Here is an 18,965-nt window from a genome sequence, read left to right as displayed (position 1 = left end):
TCGCTTTTTTCCCCGGAGCCTCGGTTGGGAGCCCAAAGAGCTTTCGCGGATTTCGTCTCTTTCCTCGTCAGGGGCTAAAGGGCGTCTTGCTGCCTGAACTACAACCAAAATCAGTATCGAACGACGCATCCAGCACGTAGAGGAAACAGGAGAAAGCAAGCAAAGGTCTTTGGGCCTCCTACCCAGCCTCTGGAAAAAAAAGGAAAACACGCCTTTAAGCGTCAACGTGAACCTGCTTCTTTTGAATCCTCTACTTTTGACGCGGTTTTCCTTTTTCCCCGGAGGCGGACAGTCCTCGCTCCCCTGTAAGAGCCCCAAGCACCTGCAGCGCTTTCTCCTGTTTCCTCCCACCGCTACAGCCACGAACAACGTTTTTTCAAGCCAAAAGCCCTCCTGAGTCTATAGCAGCTTGCAAAGGAATTCGCCCATTCGCCAACCAAAAAAAGACTGCCGCCCGAAGACGACAGTCTCTGTCTTTTTCCTCCTACACCGGATAAACAGGATGCTTCCGGTCGGAGAACACTTGCCGTTTGTCCTTGTAAATTTCGTAGCGCGCAATCAGTTCCTCGCGCAAGCTGCTCGGCGGAACGATTGCGTCGACGATCAGGTTCGAAGCCAACAGGTACAGGTTGATGTCCTCCTGGTACTCCTTGCGCTTTTCCTGAATGAACGCCTGGCGCTCGGCCGGGTCTTCGATGGCCTGAATCTTGTTGCTGTAAACGGCGTTCACAGCAGCTTCCGGGCCCATCACCGCAATTTGGGCGCCTGGCAGGGCGATACACGCATCCGGCTCGAACGCCGAGCTGGCCATCGCGTACAGTCCTGCTCCGTACGCCTTGCGCACGATGACGGAAATTTTCGGCACGGTCGCCTCCGCCATCGCGGAGATCATTTTCGCCCCGTGGCGGATGATCCCTGCGCGCTCCACCGCTGTGCCAATCATGAAGCCCGGGACGTCAGCGAGGAACAGAAGCGGGATGCCAAACGCGTCGCACAGCGTAATGAAGCGCGCAGCTTTGTCGGCTGAATCGACGAACAGGACGCCGCCCTTCACCCGCGGCTGATTGGCAATAATGCCGACCGGCTTGCCGTCCAGACGGGCAAGACCTGTAATCAGCTCCTGGGCAAACAGCTTTTTGATCTCGAAAAACGAATCGGCATCGACCAATGCCTGAATCAGATCGTACATGTTGAAGGCCGTGTTTTGATTTTCCGGCACAATGCCGGAGATGTCCTTGGCGGTTTCGATCGGGCCCTTCGCCGCTGCCAGCGGAGGATTTTGCGTGTAGTTGGCCGGGAAGAAGCTCAAGTAGGTGCGCGCCGCCTGAATCGCTTCCTCTTCATTGGCGGCCAGCACGTCGCCGCAGCCGCTCACCGAGCAGTGCATCCGGGCGCCGCCCAGCTCCTCCAGACTCACCTTTTCCCCGATCACCATCTCGGCCATGCGCGGGGAGCCCAGGTACATGCTCGCATTTTTGTCGACCATGATGACGATGTCGCAAAACGCCGGGATGTACGCTCCGCCAGCCGCAGACGGGCCGAACAGGATGCAGACCTGCGGAATTTTTCCGGACAGCTTCACCTGGTTGTAAAAAATCCGGCCCGCTCCCCGTCTGCCAGGGAACATTTCCAGTTGATCCGTAATCCGCGCCCCGGCAGAGTCCACGAGATAAATCAGCGGCACGCGCATTTTCTCTGCCGTTTCCTGAATGCGGATAATTTTTTCTACCGTCCGCGCCCCCCAGGAGCCTGCCTTGACGGTAGAGTCGTTGGCCATGACGCACACTGTCTGGCCGTTTACTTTTCCGATGGCGGTCACGACGCCGTCTGCAGGCAAATCTCCTGCCATGACATTGGCGAACAGTCCGTCCTCGACCATGAATTCATCGTCGAACAACAGCTTCAGCCGATCGCGGACAAACAGCTTGTTTTGCTCCTTGAGCTTTTCATGGTACTTGGCATCGCCACCTTGCTTGATCTGCGCGATTTTTTCCTGCAACGTCTCTTCCAAATGCTTGCTCATCGGCTACTCCCCCTCGTCACTCTCCGCGATAGTTCGGTTTTCGTTTTTCGGCAAAGGCTGCCAGTCCTTCCAGGCGGTCTTTGGTCGGAACGAGCAACTGGTAAGCGTTGCTCTCGATCAACAGTCCTGCTCCCAGCTCTACCTCGCTCCCGCAGTCAATCGCGAACTTGGCTTGTGCCAGCGCCAGCGGAGCGTTGTCTGTGATCTGCTTCGCCAGCTCCAGCGCAGCGTCCATCAGCTGATCGGCAGGGACGACCCTGTTGACCAGTCCAATAGACAAGGCCTCGTCCGGCTGAACACGCCGCGCGGTAAAAATCAGCTCTTTGGCGATGCCCTTGCCCACCAGTCGAGGCAGACGCTGCGTCCCGCCCGCTCCCGGAATAATCCCGAGAGAAGTCTCCGTCAAGCCCATTTGCGCCTGATCGCTCATCAGCCGAAGATCGCAGGCGAGCGCCAGCTCTGTGCCGCCGCCCAGCGCCAGGCCGTTGATGGCGGCAATGACCGGCTTCGGCAGCTTTTCCAGCTCGCTGAACGTGTCGCGAATCGTCCGGATGTAGTGCTCGACCTGTTCAGGCGACATGCCGCGCCGCTCCTTCAAATCCGCGCCCGAGCAAAACGCCTTGTCTCCCGCTCCTGTCACAATCACGACACGCGTGCTGCGATCACTCGCCAACTCTGCGACAAGCTGTCTCAGCTCGGTCAACGTCGCGAGGTTCAGACAGTTGAAAACGTCCGGCCTGTCAATCGTCACGATCCCGACCATGCCCTCTTTTTGAAAAGAAATCGACATGTGGCCCCTCCTCTCTACATATGCTCATCCAGCTTGCGCTTTGCCAGGTTTGCTTTCAGCACTTTCGAGGACAGCTCCCTGCCCAGTTGCTCCTGGATGTAGGCGCCCGCCTCCGTCAGCCGATTCAGGTCGACTCCGGTCTCATATCCCATGCCGTGCAGCATGTAGACCAAATCTTCGGTCGAGATGTTGCCTGCTGCGCCGGGTGCGTACGGACAGCCGCCCAGACCGCCAATCGAGCTGTCAAACGTGCGGATTCCTTCCTCCAGTGCTGCAACCACGTTCGCCAGACCCGTTCCGCGCGTGTCGTGAAAATGCCCGGCCAAGCGCTCAGTCGTAAAATCTTTCACAAGCACTGCAAAAATCTCGTGTACCTGCTTCGGCGTCGCCACCCCGATCGTGTCCCCGAGCGAAACTTCGTACACACCCATCTCCAGCAAGGCTTCGGTGACTCTCCGGCTGTTGTCGACCGGAACATCCCCTTCATACGGACACCCGAATACCGTGGAAACGTACCCGCGCACGCGCATCCCGAGAGCGAGCGCCTCCTTCGCCACTTCCGCAAGCACGGGAAAAGTTTCCGCGATGCTTTTGTTGATGTTTTTGCGGTTGTGGCTCTCCGAGGCCGACATGAACAGGGCAATCTCCTCAAGACCGCATTGCCGCGCCCGCTCCAGGCCGCGCACGTTGGGCACCAGAGCGCTGATGCGCACCCCTTTTTTGGCAATGGGCATAATCCCTTTCAACACTTCCTCCGCGTCAGCCAATTGCGGAATCCAGCGCGGATTGACAAAGGAGCTTGCTTCGATCCGCGCCAATCCTGCTTCCATCAGCTTGTGGACCAAGCCGATCTTCGCTTCTGCGGGCACGATGGCACTCTCGTTTTGCAGCCCGTCACGGGGACCAACCTCTACAATTTGCACCTTCACGCTCCATTTGCCCCTTTCCTAGCGACCGCTCAGTTTGAAACGAAAAAAATACTATTCGAGGACGACAATAACGTCTCCATCGTTGACAAAATCACCGACGTTCGCCTTGACCTCGACGACTTTGCCTGCTTCCAGCGATTGGACCGGAACTTCCATTTTCATCGATTCCAACACGATGACATCCTGCCCTTCGCTGACGGTGTCGCCTGGCTGCACCAATACGGAAATGACTGTTCCTGCCATGTTTGCGATTACTTGTTTCATGAATAACCCTCTCCTTGTTAGTGATTAGACTTGGCTTGGCGCTCCGTGATAAACCAGGTGGTGTAATTTCCCGCCCGGAATTGTTCATCTGCCAATACCTTCTGCAAAAACGGAATGTTCGTTTTAATGCCAGTAATCAAAAAATTGTCCAGCGCTACCTGCGCTCTTTGCACAGCCTCTTCCCGGGTCAGCCCGGAAACAATCACCTTGGCAATCATCGGATCGTAAAAAGGAGTAACCTGTGTGCCGGACTCCACCCCGTCATCAACTCGCACATGCTCCATGACAGGTGCCTGATACAGCGTGATCGTGCCTGGCGACGGCAAAAACGTCACAGGGTCCTCGGCGTACACGCGCAGTTCGATCGCGTGGCGCTTCGCCAGCACATCGTCCTGGCTGATCGGCAACGGATGTCCGTCTGCGATGGCAAGCTGCATGGCGACCAGATCGCAGCCGATCATTTCTTCTGTGACCGCATGCTCCACCTGCAAGCGCGTGTTCATTTCCAAAAAGTAAAAGTTTTTGTTTTCATCTACGATAAATTCGACCGTTCCCAGCCCGGTGTAGCCGACGGCCTTCGCTGCCTTAACGGCTGCTTCGCACAGCTTCGCGCGGGTGGCAGGGTCGAGAAACGGCGACGGGCTTTCCTCCAGCACCTTTTGATGCCGGCGCTGGATCGAGCATTCGCGCTCCAGCAAATGAATGACGTTCCCATCGTTGTCCGCGGCAATCTGCACTTCAATATGGCGCGGACGCTCCACGTATTTTTCCACGTACATCGCGTCGTTGCCGAAATAAGCTTTCGCCCGTCCTTTGGCCGACTGATAGGCTTGCAGCAACTGCGACTCCTCCCGGCAGATTTGCATCCCGATCCCGCCTCCGCCTGCACTGGCCTTCAGCATGACCGGATAGCCGATTTCTGCCGCTTTGGCTGCTGCCTCCTCCACGGTTGCAAGCGGCTCCTCACAGCCTGGCACGACAGGCACGCCTGCCTCCTGCATGATTTTGCGGGCAGTCAGCTTGTCGCCCATTAGCCCGATGACTTTCGGCGAAGGGCCGATGAAGATCAGTCCTTCCTCCAGAACGCGATTCGCGAACGCTTCGTTTTCCGAAAGCAGTCCGTAGCCGGGGTGAATGGCATCAGCATTCGTGCTCTTGGCAGCCGCGATGATGGCCTCCACGTTCAAATAGCTGTGCGGCACTGGCGGCGGACCGATATGAATGGCTTCATCTGCTTCGCGAACAAACGGCAGGCCGCGGTCGGCATCCGAATAAACCGCTACGGTCGCGACTCCCTGTTCGCGGCAGGTGCGAATGATCCTTCTGACAATTTCGCCACGGTTTGCGATCAATACCTTGCGCATGGCAACGCTCCCTTCTTTGACAAACCGACTCCAATCGAAAGCGCTTCCAAATTGTTTGCCCGGTTTGTTTCATGTGCTGCTTACTTCTATTTTGCCATGAGAATGAACATAGTTCTAGCAAGAATTTTTTATTTTTTTCCATGAAAGCGCCATCACTCCCTGGCAACTCCTAGACGCGCAAAAGAAAACGCTTCGGAAAATGCCATCCTTGTGTATAATAGAGGAGAGTGGCCAAAGCTGGCCAAGGCAATGAGCTGTGAGAGGAGTGGCTAACCATGTTTGAAGTAAAACGTTTACAGATCAACTACAAGACACTGGAGGAATTCCAAAAGTTTCGCGAATTTGGCCTGGAGGAGCTTTCGATGAAGGAAGACCTGGAGGCGAACATCGTGGAGAACGATTCGGAATCTCCTTTTTATGGCATTTACGACAACGATCTTCTGGTAGCACGCATGAGCCTCTATAAAATCGATGGGAAATACGATCGTTATTTCCAGCCGGCCCAAGATTACTACGAGCTGTGGAAGCTTGAAGTCCTGCCTGACTACCGTGGCAAAGATTACGGGACAGCTCTGGTTAACCACGCAAAAAGCTTTGGCGCTCCTATCAAAACCAACTCCCGCTGTCGTGCGGACGAATTTTGGCTGAAAATGGGCTTTACCCCTGTCAAGTACAATCCGATCCGCGACCGTGGCGAAAATCCTTACGTCTGGTTGCCGGAAAACGTGGGGCTGCAAGACTAGCTCTTTGTTTGGACGAAAAAAGAAGCGGTGCTCATCCCGCTTCTTTTTTTTCGCCATCAGGCAATCGATTTATTTTTCCACCCGCTCCAAATTGCCGTTTTCATCCATTTTGAAAATGGCTTTGGCGGTTTCCTCTTCCTGCAAAAAGGCGAGCTTGCGGGCACGATCCATAATCTGCACGAGGGCGCGGTAGTCGTCGTTTACGCCCTGAACCTGCTCCAGTTCTTTTTTGACACGCTCGTACGCTTCCTTTAATTCTTTTAACTCCGACTCTTTTCCTTCCAACTCTTGTTCCAATTGTCGCACGCGGCGGGCCAATTCTTTCTGGTTGACGAGCATGCGAATGACCGCTTCGATCTGCTCCTCATTCACGATCTCCAGCCCCGAAGCCTGCGTCTCCTGGACTGCCGATGTCCCTTTTCTTCGCGGCAGCAATACAGCTTCCGTCTCGGTGGCTGCGGCCGGCGCTTGTATCCGGCCCATTTTTTTCAGTTGCTGTCTTTGGCTCTTGGCAATCGAGATTGCTGCATCGTAGCGTTTGCGCACGCAACTGTTCCAGCGAAAACCGCACGCAGCCGCAGTCCTGCCCAACCTTTGCCCCACTTCTTCAAATGCGGCAAGCTGTGTGCCGCCTTCGCGTATGTGGCGCAAGGTGACTTCCGCCAACACGAGATCGTCATCTTCGGTCCATGCGTCTTGTCTGGAAGCTACCATATATGAGTCCCTCCCGTTACCTTTAAAAAGGATGATGTAGTTCATCCTATGCTTTTCCCTACTCTTGTAGAATCGCTTTCTACTAGAAAAAGTATGTCCAAGCAAAGAAATGTTTAAACGAGAAGAACCCGAATCGGCCGGGAGCTACTGCCTGGTGAGGAACTTTTGCACGACGGACACATGCGCGGGGCTGCCCCACAGATGGGCGCACTGATCGACCTCCCGCCTGATGCGTTCCTCACGCACGAGCCCTTCCCGCTTCCAACGCACAAGCTGCATGTATGCCTCGATTCCGACGAGCGGCTGCGCCGCGATTTTTTGCGCAAAACCGTACACAGCGTCCGCAAGCTGCTCGTGCGGATAAACTTCGTCCACGAAGCCGTAAGTCTTGGCCTCCTGCGCGGAAAGTCTTTCGCCGGCAAGCAAGAGAGCGAGTGCCTTTGACTCAGGGAGCAGGTCCAAAAGCCGGCTGCCTCCGCCCCAGCCCGTCGTGATATGCATGCTGATCTGCACGAAGCCAAACAGCGCCTGCTCGCTTGCGAAGCGGAAATGGCACGCCCCGGCAAACTCGCACCCGCCGCCTACTGCCGCTCCGTTCACCATGGCGATGACCGGCTTCGTGTATTGGTCGATACTCGACAAAAGACCCGCCACTTTGCTGAGCAGCGGGTGCGCCTGCTCATGCCCTCTGGCTGCGATGAACTGGTTCAGGTCGCCGCCGGAGACAAAACTTTTGCCTGTACCTGTAATGACGAGCACCTTTACCTGCGGATCGGACTGGCAATCCGCCAACACCTGCTGCAACTCATCTACCAGCTCCATGCTGATCGCGTTATGTACATGCGGACGGTTCAGCGTAATCGTGGCAATCCCTGCTTCTTTTCGGATCAGTACAGTTTCCATGAACAGTCTCCATCCTTTTCGTCGGTTGTATTGGCTTTATTGTACCGTGTCGCCGGGAAAAATCCTATCGACAAAAAAAGAGAAGGCCTGCGCCTCCTCTTTTCGTTATGACAACAAGTTTTTCATCGCGGATGAATTGTAGCCGACAATCAGGTTCTCGCCATCGGTGAGAATCGGCCGCTTCAACAGCTGCGGCTCTTCGCTCAGCATCTCCAGCAGCTCTTTGACAGACATGTCGTTAATATCCACATCCAGATTTTTGAAGCGCTGGCTTCTGGTCGACAAAATTTCATCGAGTCCGTTCGTCGTCATTTTGATAATATCCATCAGTTCTTCCGCTGTAGGCGGATTTTTGAACAGGTGCCGCTCTTCGTAATTGACTCCATTTTCTGCAAGCCAGGCTTTGGCTTTGCGACAGGATGTGCAGCTCGGATACGTGAAAAACGTCAATTTTTTGGTTTGTGTACGCTCAGCAACTGCCATCGGTTTACCCCTCCGTCTCATCTATTTCCATTTGCTTTTTGTGTGTTCTTGGTGCTGCTCACTGCTTCGTTAATTTCTTTGAGATATTAACTCGCAAAAAGTTAGCTAATAAAAAATCTTTTCTTACTTTGGATTATAAATCCGCAGTTAACACTATGTCAATAGTAGTTAATCTAATAACTAGACAGAAAAATGGGGCGATCTGCTGTTGTAGCACACTGCCACCTTAACAAGCCAAACAAAATCGGATACACTGGTGAGGATGTGAAATTTTTTCAAACATACGTAAAACAAGGCTTGCAAGTTGAGAAAGGGGGATCCGGCATGGACCATGATATGCAGAAGTTAACCAGTGCTTTGGCAGACCCCACCCGTTTTTCCATTTACCAGTTTGTCGCGTACAGCAAAGATCCCATTACGGTTCAGGACGTCGCGGACCACTTTTCCATTCACCCGAATGTGGCGCGTCTGCATCTGACCAAACTGGAGGACGTGAATCTGCTTACGACCGTCTCGGACAAGAGCGGCAAAGGAGGACGTCCCAGCCGGTTGTATTCACTGTCTGAACAGGTGGTGAGCCTGCAGTTTCCACCACGCGACTATCAGTTGCTGGCCGATATTGCGATCGAAAGTCTGCTGTCGCTCGGTGAGGCGGGCGAAGCCGCTCTTATCCGCATGGGGCATCGTATGGGGACAGAGATGGCAAAACGGGCGATTGTCCAAAGCGGATTGAATTTGCAAACGGCTACATTGGAAGAAAAATTGCACCTGATCCATCGCCTCGTCGTGGCTCAGGGCTTGAGACCGGAGATTGAAAAGCTGGAAGAAGGCATGCTTCGCTTTCGCGTAAACAACTGCACGTTTTCTGAAACGGCCAAGAAACATCCGAACGCTGTCTGCCAGATGCACAACGCTCTTCTGCTGGGAATATTCGAAACGTACTTGGGAAACATTGAATTACGTGAGGATGACTCCATGATTCGGGGTTGCAAATCGTGCAACTATACGGTCATCCAGTTCTGAGCAAGAAAAGTCCTTCCCTGACGCGCCTGTCTTCTTGCCCTTTCACGTCGGCGCGTCAAAAAAACGTCATAGCTTTATCGTTTACACGTCTTCGCCTGTCCTATATAATGGGGGAGGAATCTTGTAAATCTTACCGATCGATACAAAAAGGGGGGACAACAAATGGATCGTATGTATCGCGTTCTCGGTTTTTGGACGATTGTGATCGCGCTGATGTCGTTCTGGGGTGGTCTGTACCCAATGGCGCTCATCTTCTTCGGTCTTACTGCGTTCTTTGTGGCGTTGAGCTACATGAGCCTGACTGAACGGGCGTATCTCAACATTTTCTTCTGCTTCATGTTCCTGTCTTTTGTAGGGTTCACGTATTACACCTTCTTCGTAATGCCTGTAGGCGGACAAGAACACGCTTTCATGCAACTGATGATGTAAGAAAAAAAGATGCTCAATCGCGAGCATCTTTTTTATTTCATGGACTCAAAAACGCGGGCAGGGCAGCGGCATTCGGCTCGATGCCTTTTTGCTGTACCATGACCCGGAAGCGCCCGCCCAATCCGGCCGGATCGATCAACTGCAAAATCGCCCGGTTGCGCTTCATCGCCTTGCTGGTAAACGGGTCCGTATCCTGATGCGCGACCGCCTTGTGCAGCAGCCCGCATTGCAGCAAAAACTTGTCCTGGCGCATGTAGGCAACCTCCTGCAAGCCTGCTGCTTCGCCATAGCGGCTCCAGGCGGAAAAGTTGACGTGCGCGGTAATATCCTGCTCCCCGACGTTGATGTACGGATTGTCGTGCGCCTGGTGGCGGTAGTAGCACATCAGCGTGCCTTTTTTGCGGCTTGGGTGATACAGTTCTTCCTGGCGATCCCCGTAATCAATCGTCACGACATAGCCTTTTGCCAACAGACGTCCCACCTGCTCTGCCGCCTGCTTCAACCCCAGGTTTACCTCGATCCGCATGCCGGATGGAATCGGCGTGGCGGACTCGATTTCCGCCAGTTCAGCCAAAAGTGGCGCTGTCGGCTCCCGCAGCACCTCGGTAAATTGTCCCTCTGCGCAGGTCACTGCGACTTCCTTCCAGCCTGTCTTCGTCCGCTCTGCGATATGAACGGGAAAAGCATCCAGCCATTCATTGGACAGGATGACTCCTTCCACTGCTTCTTCGGTAGCCGCATCTGCAAGCGAAGCGTGCCACACCTTTTGCACGTCATGCTCGCGCAGCGCTTCCTCCTGTCGTCTCCGGTGATAGGGGCTTGCCTCGATGAGAACAACTTTCAGCTTCTTGTACACTTCCGGCGCCGTCTCGCGTATCCGCCCCAGCATGCTGCTGCACAAGCTGCCCGTGCCCCCGCCGATTTCGACGAGCGCGGGCTGCCCGATCCCCGCTGTCTGCCACAGCTCGCACACCGCATCCGCCAATGTTTCTCCAAACACCGCGTGTACAGTCGCACTGGTAAAAAAATCGCCATCTTTGCCTACCTTGGGCAAGTCCGACATATAATAGCCATAGGAGTCGTGATAGAGTGCCAGCTCCATAAAGCGCGCAAACGAAATGGCGCCTTGCTCCCGGTTTTCGATTTCGTGGCGAATCTGTGCAATTATATCCATTCGACTCTTCTCCTGCTATCCAATTTCAACCTGATAAGGCTATAATACGAAAAAGAAGTCATACAATGTGAAAAGGCAAGCGACTTCCATCATGAAAGCAAAAGGTGAAAACATGCGCAAATTACTGCTCGTCTTGTTCCTGCTAGTATGTCCGCTGACGGTGTTCGCCCAGGAAGAGGCTGCACTGCCGCTGGAGCAGCTCATCCTGCAGCAGCATTTCACCCAAAAAGAGCTGGAGCGAACCCTCACCTTGCTCAAGGCGGAAGAGGCTCGGACATATCGGGATATTGCTCAAATCGATCTCGACCTGCAGCGTCAAAAGCTCGTGATCGAGGCGATGCAGCGCCACGCCGGCGAGGTGGCACGGGCTTACTACACAGGTGAACGCGCCAATCTTCTGACGCTTATCCTCAATGCGGAAAATTTCAATCAATTTTTATTGATGTTCGATTTTTATCAAATGTTGTATGAGCACGACATGAATCGGCTGCAGGCGTATCATGCCGAGCGCACAAAGCTTGCGGACATGCAGACTGACAAGCAAAACCGGCTGGCGCTGCTCCAGGATCTGCGGAAAAAATACGAGCAGCAACTGGCAGAGATGCTCGCCATCCAGGCGGAAAAAGAGAAAAACGTGCAGAAGCTGGACGACCCGACTACCGTACAAGCACTGATGGATCACTTGATCGATGATTGGGAACAGCGCGGCTTGCCCGCTTTCCAGACGTTTTTCGGCATACTGGCGAAGGTGATGATGCAGGTGCCGGAGCTGGCCACGCCCGATCGCATTCAGTCGGACGGTTTGTTCAACCATACGCTGACGATCAAGCAGAGCGATTTCAACCAGTTTTTGATGCAAAAGGACGAGTTGTTCAAGCAGTCCCGCTTCTCCTTTGTCGACAACAAGCTGATCGTCGAAGGCACATACGACCATATGGAGCTTCGTCTGGTGGGCAGCTACGAGCTCGTCTCTCCTACCGAACTGAAATTCCACATCAGCGAGCTTTCCTTCGACGGCTTCGCGTTGCCGCAAGCGACCATAGACGAGATGGAAAAAGCGTACGATCTCGGCTTTTATCCCGAGCTGATCTCGCCCAACATCCAGGTACTGGGCATCAGCCTGCAAAACGAAGAACTGAAACTGCAACTGAAGCTGAACCTGCCGTTCGGCTTCGGAAAGAAATAAGGCCAGCTACGGATCAGCTGGCTTTTTTCCTGGAAACAACCGTATTCACGTGGACCGGCATCTCCTTTTGCAAGCGGGCCATGTACTGGATCGCTTCTTTGGTGAGGGTCGGGTATTTTTCTCCGCGCTGTAGCCCTGCCAACGTTTCCTCCACGGGATAGATGACGTAATGGCGTTTGTTGTTTTTGCGGAAAAAATGAACGTAGGTCGGAAGCAGCTCCGCTTGCTCGATGCTCGCTTTTCCATACTCGTCCTTGTGCAAGGTGAGTTTGAGAATCGCTCCCACATCCTTGTAATCCCAGCGCTGGGCTGAGATGAAGTTGCCAAGCGAATACGCAATCAGTCCTGTGTGCTCTGTGCCGTCCTCCCGTTTTACCGTCTTCCACTCATACGGCTGAACCACATGCGGATGGGCCCCCAAAATCAGATCGGCTCCGTACGTCAAACACAGCTCGGCTGTCCGGATTTGCTCCGCATTGGGCAGCCGCTGGTATTCGACGCCGAAGTGCAGCGCCACGGCGACCAGATCCGCTCCCTTTTCCCTCGCCCGGGCAATGTCCTGCTTCATCCGTTCCGGCGAGATCAGGTTCACGAGATACGGCTTCTCCGGCGGAATGGGAATGCCGTTCGTCCCGTACGTATAGGACAGCAGGGCGAGCGTAAAACCGTCCTTGGTCAAAAGAAGCGGCTCGTCGCGTTCCTCGGCGCTGGCAAACGTCCCGGTGTGCAAAATTCCTGCCTGATCCAGGTATTTGATCGTTTGCAGCACGCCCTGCTCCTTGCGATCCATCGAGTGATTGTTCGCCGTCGTTACGGCGGTAAAGCCCACTTCCTTCAACGTCTGTGCCAGCGATTCCGGTGAGTTGAACATCGGATAGCCCGAATAGCGGGCCTGACTACCGCTCATCGTCGTTTCCAGGTTGCCGATCACCCAGTCTGCCTGTTGAAACAGCGGCGTGACATACGGAAAAAACTTGTGGAAGTCGTAGGCTTTGGTAGCCGGGTTCCAGACGGCATCCAGTTGCTCCTGATGAACCATGATGTCCCCGACGGCGAGCAGCGAGATTCGCTGTTCCGGAAAACGCGAAGGCGCTTCTTCCGGAGGAAGTGCGGGTACGTTCGCTCCCGTATCGGCAAAATCGTCCGCCGGCGTCTGCGGCGCGGCGGATTCAGATGGGTTCACATGCTGGGAAGGAGCCTTGGAAGCTTGGTGATCCGGGGCTGCTTGCGGGACGCACCCGACCAGACTCATACAGCCGACTGCTGTGATGATGACCCACTTGCTCCATGCTTGCTTCATCGCGAGTAGCTCCTTTTGACTTTAAGATAACCCATTCTTTTTCGCCGCCATCCGACAAAATCCTCTTCGCTTTACCGTAAAAGAGTCGGGAAGTCTTTATCGCAGCATGCCCGTTACAAACGGATTGTACGTTTTTTCGTAGTCAATCGTCGTCTTCGGTCCGTGCCCCGGGTAGACGATCGTGTCGTCGTCAAGCTCGAACAGTTTGTCCTGGATGCTAATCATCAGCGTCTCGTAATCGCCCCCAGGCAAATCGGTCCGGCCAATGCTCTGCGCAAACAGCACATCTCCGCCAAAGCAATGCTTGCCGATCACAAACGAACAGCTCCCCGGCGAATGCCCCGGCGTGTGCAGTACCTGGATGTCAAACCCGGCCAGTCGCAGCGTCTGCCCGTCAGCCAGCTCGTGCTCTGCGCGTTCGCACACGATCGGCTCAGGCAACCCCCAGCGGCTGGAGCCGTTGAGATCGGGATTGGTCAGCCACTCCTGTTCCAGCGGATGAATGTACACAGGCGCTTTCGTCAACGCCCGCACCTGGTTCAGTCCCCCGATATGGTCGAGGTGGGCGTGGGTCAAAAGGATGGCCACGACGTTTTTGTCGGCAATCGCCTGCAAAAGCCGCGCTGGCTCCATGCCAGGGTCTATGACAATCGTCTCTTCTGTATCCGTGTTGGTCAGGACGTAGGCGTTTGTTTGAAAGCCGCCCAAGGCAAAAGATTGGATGGCAAGCTGTTGGTCGCTCATAGGAACCTCCCTGTTTTTTTGGTACGATAAGAAAAAAGCTTGGAGAAAAGGATGAAGCGCATGCGTCATATGTACGGAATCGAGCTTTCGATCCCAGACGGGAAATTGCCTGGCTTCTATGCTCAAGTCATACATAAAATCGGGGATCATGTCAATGTCTTTGATCGGGACAAACTGCTTTTTATTGTCGAGAACGAGACAGAAAAAGACAAGCTGAAAGCGATTTTGCAAAAGTCCCGCATGCTTGGCGACGAGTTCTCGCTGCTCCTGCTTCCTCCCGAGGCTGTGGTCGAGCATGTGGACGATTTCGGCTTTGTCTCGCCGAATGAGCGTATGTTTGTATATGCAGACCAGGTCGCCCTGTTTACGGTGGACAAGGCATCTGGCACCCCTGCCGATCGCTGGGCGGCGGCTGAACAATGGCAGGAGCATGTCAGCGGCACCATCCCGCAGCCGGGAGAAGAAGAGACGATCTACCTCATCGACAGCAGCCTGACGGAGCTTGTGGAAGGAATTGCCAAAGCTTATCAGGTGCAAATCCAGTGGCTGCACAAGGCGTAGCGAGCCGACGCGCGCTGCCTGGGATGGACAAAAAAGAAAGTGAGCTTCTCTTTTTCGAGAACTCACTTTCACTCTGCCAGTCTGTCAGACGAGGGTTCGGCCAGTCCTTGCCTTTGCCTGGTGGATGCTATTTACTTGCTGTCAAATCGGAACCAAACGACCTGATTGTTTTCAAGCCCGAAGTTTGCGGTGTACTTGCTGCCTTCGTACACCACTTCCTTTTCCCCGTTGCCTTCGCCGTACAGCTTTTTCAGTTGCTCGCCGCTGTCGTACATGGCAAGGCCCCGGAGCGTTTTAAACCGAGCGGCGTCTTCTTTGGCCACTCCGCTCAACATGATGGAGATCAACTCGCCTTTTCTGACCTTGACAAGCAGTTGCGTGCGATCAAGCAAGAGCATGCCCATGACAGCCTCGCCCTCGCCCTTCGCCATTCTTTCCACCGTGTAGCTTTCGCGTGTCACCATATCCATAAAATCAGCTTTGGTCGGCTTGATAATGTCCATCGCTTCCTTGATGTTTTGTCCCAAATAAATTCCGCCCACCCCGTACTCCTGCTGATTTTCCGGATCGAATGCGCCGGACGGCCCCGACTGCGCCGAACAGGCTGCAAGCATGAAGGCGAACAGTGCCAACCATGCCAATATTGCAAATATACTTCGCTTTGTCATCGTGCCCACCTACTCTCGCGGTATGTACGTTTGCTATCTTACCGCACGCAACAGGCACAGTTCAAGCACGATGCAGTCATTCCCGCGGACCGCTCACCTTCTGCCTGGGGCGATTCGGCGGGTTCCCGTTATTTACCGACTGCTTGAGCCCCTCCAAAATTTTCAGGACCGAAGCAAAAAACGGAGAGCCGAACACCGCAACGATGCCCCACAGCCAGGTTCCGACCTGCCACGGATTTTCCACGTAGGCAGAAGCCGCTCCGGTCAAGATCAGCGCGGGGTCGAGACCGAGCATGCCAAAAATCACTCCGGCCGCCACAACGGAAATCAGCAGATTGAAAAAGCGTTTGTAGTGCATCAGACGCGCCGCCTGGTTTTGGTCCTCCCAGCGGTCTTCCTTCGGTTCGTAGTCTGTCGCCAAAAACGGAATGACCGATTTGAAAGCTTCGGTCACACCTGCCGCTGCGCTGGAAACGGCCGTCACATAAACCAAAAAGGCAATGGATGAGTCCAACGTCACCATGTTTGCTCCCTCCTTGTTTTATATGTATGAAGGGAGGTGGACAACTTGCAAAGAAATGGAAATCTTTGTTTTCCTTGCGGAGAATTTACGGTAATATGGAGGAGTATGGAAATTGACGAAAGGTGGTTTTCGCCATGCAGGATTATTCATTCGTTTGGAATCAGTACGACTTGATTCGCGGCCTGTTTTTGGAGGGCGTGTCCAATACGACTGAGGAGGAGGCTGACATCGTTCCGGAAGGATTCAAGAACAACATCCGCTGGAATATCGGCCATATTCTGCTCACGCAAGATTATTTGCTGCTCGGTCCTGCCGAAATGAAATGTCCTCCGTCCTACGCGGCTATGTTTAGCCCGGGGACAAAGCCGGCAGACTGGCAGAATGACATCCCTTCCCTGGAAACGTTGGCTGCCCAGTTGAAAGAGCAGCATGCGCGTATCAAGGAGCAATTCCAATCACGGCTGAATGAGCCGCTCCCGAAGCCGTTTGAACTCGGTGACAAGGGAGTCATGCACACCTATGGCGAAATCATGGTCTTCACCTTGTTCCACGAAGGCATGCACATGGGCATGATTTCTTCCCTGCGCAAGGCAATTGCCGCAGCCAAAGCCTAGCTTCTGCCCTTGCTCGCAAAACGCGGAGCCGTCCACACGGCTATCCGCGTTTTTTTATGGACGCGGAACAGCCGCTGATTTTGCGCATAAAAGGAAAACCGCTCCCAAATGGAGAGCGGTCCTTTGTCGAGCCCGATTGCCTATGGGGTCTTACCGGTCATTCTCTTTGGCACTTCAACCTCCATGAAAGAGATTGTTACCCAAGGAATCGGCTTATCTCCATAAGACTTTCGTCGACTGCTTGTTCATGGTTATCCACGGTTCTTCGCCTCCTGCAAGGCATTTCGCCGCATCATACATGAAACATCGGGCTCGACAGCTATAGTATGGTCCAGCCAACCGTTTTTCATACACGCTTTTACAGCAAATCTGCGGCCAGTTGGGCAAGCACGCTTCGCTCGCCTTTTTCCAGACGAATGTGTCCGGCCAGCTTCTGGTCCTTGAACACCTCGACGACATACGTCAGGCCGTTGTTACTTTCGTCCAGATACGGATGATCGATCTGCTCCGGGTCGCCCATCAGGACGATTTTCGAGCCGTCCCCCACCCGTGTCAGGATCGTTTTCACCTCGTGCTTTGTCAAGTTTTGCGCCTCGTCAATAATGATGAACTGCCCCGGAATGGAACGACCGCGAATGTATGTCAGCGCCTCCACTTGCAGGCTGCCCATCCCGGCCAAAATTTTATCCAGATCACCTGGCCGCTTCGTGTTGAACAAATATTCCAGATTATCGTAAATCGGTTGCATCCACGGCCGCAATTTTTCTTCTTTCTCGCCGGGCAAAAAACCGATGTCTTTTCCCAAAGGAACGATAGGTCTTGCCACCAACAGTTTTTTGTACTTTTGCTGGTCTTCGATTTGCAACAGTCCTGCCGCAAGCGCCAGCAACGTCTTCCCTGTGCCCGCCTTGCCAGTCATGGTCACCAGCGGAATATCATCTCGCAAAAGCAGCTCGGTTGCCATCCGTTGCTGCACGTTTCGGGCCCGAATGCCCCAAATCGGATCGTCGTCTGCCACAAGCATTTCCAGCATTTTTCCATCGGCGTCCACTTTTCCGATGGCAGAAATGGACGGGTTACATTCGTCCTTCAGTATGAGAAACTGATGCGGATAAAAGCGATAGCGAGGGAAACAGGAGGCCAGGTGCAGTCTTCTCGCCGCGTAGTACGTCTTGATGATCTCGGAAGCGACCATCATTTTCTGATAACCGGTGTAGATGCTGGAAAATTCTCCTACCACGCGATCGGAGAGAAAATCTTCTGCCGAAATGTTCAAGGCATCTGCCTTCACACGCATGAGCGCATCCTTGCTCACCAATATGACGGGTCTGGGCTGTGGGGATTGGTTCTCCTCCTCTTGCAGATTAAGTGCGACCGCCAAAATGCGGTTATCATTAGAAATTTCTGTAAATTGCTTTTGCAATTGGTGGAGCGAGGAATGGTTCAGCTCCACCCGAAAGAGCCCGCCTGTCTCCAGGGTAATGCCTTTGTGCAAATGACCCAGCTCACGAAAACTGTCAAGGAGCCGCGATACGTACCGCGCGTTGCGGCCAATTTCATCCATGTACCGCTTTTTGGAGTCGATTTCTTCCAACACCACTGCAGGTATGACAATTTCGTTGTCAGCGAAAGAGAACATCGCCCGTGGATCTTGCAGGAGTACGTTGGTGTCCAGTACGTAGATTTTCTTCAAAATCTCGCCTCCTATTACCCTTCTTATATACGGTATGCAATTTTTGGAGGGATGCTCAATTGTGGCGACGTGATGTACTACAGTCTATGTTCGGGCAGACAGAGATAGACGGCCCTTTGGCAGAATGAAATACGCCTGCGGGGACAAAATACGGGTAACTTGCCCTCCGTTTTCAGGAGGCATTACGGGAAAGGGAGAATGCGTGTGAAACGGATTATCATCGGCTGCCTTGGCACCTGCCTGCTTTTTTCCGGATGCATGACAAACAATAACCCGCCAGCCAATCAGGCAGCACCACAGCCCAACCAGCAAGCGCCTCATACCCAGCGCATCCAGCAAACGGCCCCGGAACCAGCCTACAATCAGTCTTCGCAAGCGACAGCCGACCGGCTTGTGCAACTGGCTACCCGTGTGAAAAAAGTAAACGGGGCGACAGCGGTTGTCATCGGCAAGATGGCGGTCGTCGGAATCGATGTGGATGCCGATCTCGATCGGCCAGAGGTCGGTGTCATCAAGTACACGGTTGCCGAAGCACTGAAAGAAGACCCGCAGGGCGCAAATGCAACCGTAATAGCCGATCCGGATATTGTCCAGCGCCTGAAGGAAATGGCCGCAGACATTCGCCGGGGCCACCCCGTCTCTGGCTTTGCGGAGGAGCTGGCCGATATTGTCGGCCGCATCATTCCACAGCTGCCGCGTGATGTAAGGCAGCGCGAGGAAACGCCGTCGCAGGAAAACGAACAGCGCATCAACAAAAACGGCCGATCTGCGCCGCAAGGAAACGACAAGATCAACGCAAACCGCACAGGCGCACCATAACGAAAAAGAGGCATTCGC

Annotated in this window: 21 protein-coding genes; 7 read left to right on the top strand and 14 right to left on the bottom strand. The window is 54.0% G+C overall.

Features of this window, described 5'->3' with window-relative positions; genetic code table 11:
* Window positions 1–484: 484 nt before the first annotated feature.
* The 5 genes from EDM57_RS18090 to EDM57_RS18070 are packed head-to-tail and all read right to left on the bottom strand — an operon-like array spanning window position 485 to window position 5,370.
* Window positions 485–2,023 (bottom strand): acyl-CoA carboxylase subunit beta, encoded by a 1,539-nt coding sequence (locus EDM57_RS18090; RefSeq protein ID WP_122906088.1) that lies wholly within the window; start codon window positions 2,021–2,023, stop codon window positions 485–487.
* Between the two features lie 16 nt (window positions 2,024–2,039).
* A complete protein-coding gene (locus EDM57_RS18085; RefSeq protein WP_122906087.1) occupies window positions 2,040–2,813 on the bottom strand; it encodes an enoyl-CoA hydratase-related protein in 774 nt (257 codons plus the stop codon).
* A 14-nt stretch (window positions 2,814–2,827) separates the two neighbouring features.
* Window positions 2,828–3,742 (bottom strand): hydroxymethylglutaryl-CoA lyase, encoded by a 915-nt coding sequence (locus EDM57_RS18080; RefSeq protein ID WP_122906086.1) that lies wholly within the window; start codon window positions 3,740–3,742, stop codon window positions 2,828–2,830.
* A 51-nt stretch (window positions 3,743–3,793) separates the two neighbouring features.
* Window positions 3,794–4,006: a biotin/lipoyl-containing protein gene (locus EDM57_RS18075; protein WP_122906085.1), complete on the bottom strand. Its 213-nt coding sequence runs from the start codon at window positions 4,004–4,006 to the stop codon at window positions 3,794–3,796.
* A 17-nt stretch (window positions 4,007–4,023) separates the two neighbouring features.
* Window positions 4,024–5,370: an acetyl-CoA carboxylase biotin carboxylase subunit gene (locus EDM57_RS18070; protein ID WP_122906084.1), complete on the bottom strand. Its 1,347-nt coding sequence runs from the start codon at window positions 5,368–5,370 to the stop codon at window positions 4,024–4,026.
* Window positions 5,371–5,645: 275 nt separating this feature from the next.
* Between EDM57_RS18070 and EDM57_RS18065 the strand changes: the two genes are divergently transcribed.
* A complete protein-coding gene (locus EDM57_RS18065) occupies window positions 5,646–6,113 on the top strand; it encodes an N-acetyltransferase (RefSeq protein WP_122906083.1) in 468 nt (155 codons plus the stop codon).
* Window positions 6,114–6,182: 69 nt separating this feature from the next.
* Here the strand turns inward: EDM57_RS18065 and EDM57_RS18060 are convergent, their stop codons facing one another.
* From EDM57_RS18060 to EDM57_RS18050, 3 genes are all read right to left on the bottom strand, one after another.
* A complete protein-coding gene (locus tag EDM57_RS18060) occupies window positions 6,183–6,827 on the bottom strand; it encodes an RsfA family transcriptional regulator (RefSeq protein ID WP_122906082.1) in 645 nt (214 codons plus the stop codon).
* Window positions 6,828–6,971: 144 nt separating this feature from the next.
* The gene (locus EDM57_RS18055) at window positions 6,972–7,730 is read right to left on the bottom strand and encodes an enoyl-CoA hydratase/isomerase family protein (protein ID WP_122906081.1); all 759 of its coding nucleotides are present in this window, start codon (window positions 7,728–7,730) and stop codon (window positions 6,972–6,974) included.
* A 105-nt stretch (window positions 7,731–7,835) separates the two neighbouring features.
* Complete coding sequence (locus EDM57_RS18050) at window positions 7,836–8,213, bottom strand: Spx/MgsR family RNA polymerase-binding regulatory protein (RefSeq protein WP_122906080.1); 378 nt, start codon at window positions 8,211–8,213, stop codon at window positions 7,836–7,838.
* Window positions 8,214–8,537: 324 nt separating this feature from the next.
* Here EDM57_RS18050 and EDM57_RS18045 point away from each other — a divergent pair, with 324 nt between their 5' ends.
* Window positions 8,538–9,236: a helix-turn-helix transcriptional regulator gene (locus tag EDM57_RS18045; RefSeq protein ID WP_122906079.1), complete on the top strand. Its 699-nt coding sequence runs from the start codon at window positions 8,538–8,540 to the stop codon at window positions 9,234–9,236.
* A 162-nt stretch (window positions 9,237–9,398) separates the two neighbouring features.
* Complete coding sequence (locus tag EDM57_RS18040; protein ID WP_122906078.1) at window positions 9,399–9,665, top strand: DUF2626 family protein; 267 nt, start codon at window positions 9,399–9,401, stop codon at window positions 9,663–9,665.
* A gap of 37 nt (window positions 9,666–9,702) precedes the next feature.
* On the opposite strand, the gene EDM57_RS18035 is transcribed toward EDM57_RS18040, so the two are convergent.
* On the bottom strand, window positions 9,703–10,839 hold the full coding sequence (locus tag EDM57_RS18035) for a class I SAM-dependent methyltransferase (protein ID WP_122906077.1): 1,137 nt from the start codon (window positions 10,837–10,839) through the stop codon (window positions 9,703–9,705).
* Window positions 10,840–10,951: 112 nt separating this feature from the next.
* Between EDM57_RS18035 and EDM57_RS18030 the strand changes: the two genes are divergently transcribed.
* Window positions 10,952–12,025 (top strand): coiled-coil domain-containing protein, encoded by a 1,074-nt coding sequence (locus EDM57_RS18030; RefSeq protein WP_122906092.1) that lies wholly within the window; start codon window positions 10,952–10,954, stop codon window positions 12,023–12,025.
* A gap of 13 nt (window positions 12,026–12,038) precedes the next feature.
* Here the strand turns inward: EDM57_RS18030 and EDM57_RS18025 are convergent, their stop codons facing one another.
* Window positions 12,039–13,325, bottom strand: coding sequence for a CapA family protein (locus tag EDM57_RS18025; protein WP_122906076.1), 1,287 nt, complete (start codon window positions 13,323–13,325; stop codon window positions 12,039–12,041).
* A gap of 96 nt (window positions 13,326–13,421) precedes the next feature.
* A complete protein-coding gene (locus EDM57_RS18020; protein WP_122906075.1) occupies window positions 13,422–14,069 on the bottom strand; it encodes an MBL fold metallo-hydrolase in 648 nt (215 codons plus the stop codon).
* Between the two features lie 51 nt (window positions 14,070–14,120).
* Here EDM57_RS18020 and EDM57_RS18015 point away from each other — a divergent pair, with 51 nt between their 5' ends.
* On the top strand, window positions 14,121–14,630 hold the full coding sequence (locus EDM57_RS18015; protein ID WP_246005843.1) for a hypothetical protein: 510 nt from the start codon (window positions 14,121–14,123) through the stop codon (window positions 14,628–14,630).
* Between the two features lie 131 nt (window positions 14,631–14,761).
* Here the strand turns inward: EDM57_RS18015 and EDM57_RS18010 are convergent, their stop codons facing one another.
* A complete protein-coding gene (locus EDM57_RS18010) occupies window positions 14,762–15,298 on the bottom strand; it encodes a hypothetical protein (RefSeq protein ID WP_122906074.1) in 537 nt (178 codons plus the stop codon).
* Window positions 15,299–15,374: 76 nt separating this feature from the next.
* On the bottom strand, window positions 15,375–15,821 hold the full coding sequence (locus EDM57_RS18005; protein WP_122906073.1) for a hypothetical protein: 447 nt from the start codon (window positions 15,819–15,821) through the stop codon (window positions 15,375–15,377).
* Window positions 15,822–15,955: 134 nt separating this feature from the next.
* Here EDM57_RS18005 and EDM57_RS18000 point away from each other — a divergent pair, with 134 nt between their 5' ends.
* Entirely contained in the window at window positions 15,956–16,435 is a 480-nt protein-coding gene (locus EDM57_RS18000) for a DinB family protein (RefSeq protein WP_122906072.1), read from the top strand.
* Between the two features lie 358 nt (window positions 16,436–16,793).
* Here EDM57_RS18000 and EDM57_RS17995 read toward each other — a convergent pair whose 3' ends face one another.
* Window positions 16,794–18,128, bottom strand: a complete 1,335-nt coding sequence (locus EDM57_RS17995; protein ID WP_122906071.1) for a PhoH family protein — start codon at window positions 18,126–18,128, stop codon at window positions 16,794–16,796.
* A 198-nt stretch (window positions 18,129–18,326) separates the two neighbouring features.
* Between EDM57_RS17995 and EDM57_RS17990 the strand changes: the two genes are divergently transcribed.
* Complete coding sequence (locus EDM57_RS17990) at window positions 18,327–18,947, top strand: YhcN/YlaJ family sporulation lipoprotein (RefSeq protein ID WP_122906070.1); 621 nt, start codon at window positions 18,327–18,329, stop codon at window positions 18,945–18,947.
* Window positions 18,948–18,965 lie beyond the last annotated feature (18 nt).

Source organism: Brevibacillus gelatini (assembly GCF_003710935.1).
GTDB classification, from domain to species: Bacteria; Bacillota; Bacilli; order Brevibacillales; family Brevibacillaceae; genus Brevibacillus; species Brevibacillus gelatini.
Note: the sequence above shows the minus strand (reverse complement) of the source record. Positions and strands in the feature narration are given on the sequence as shown.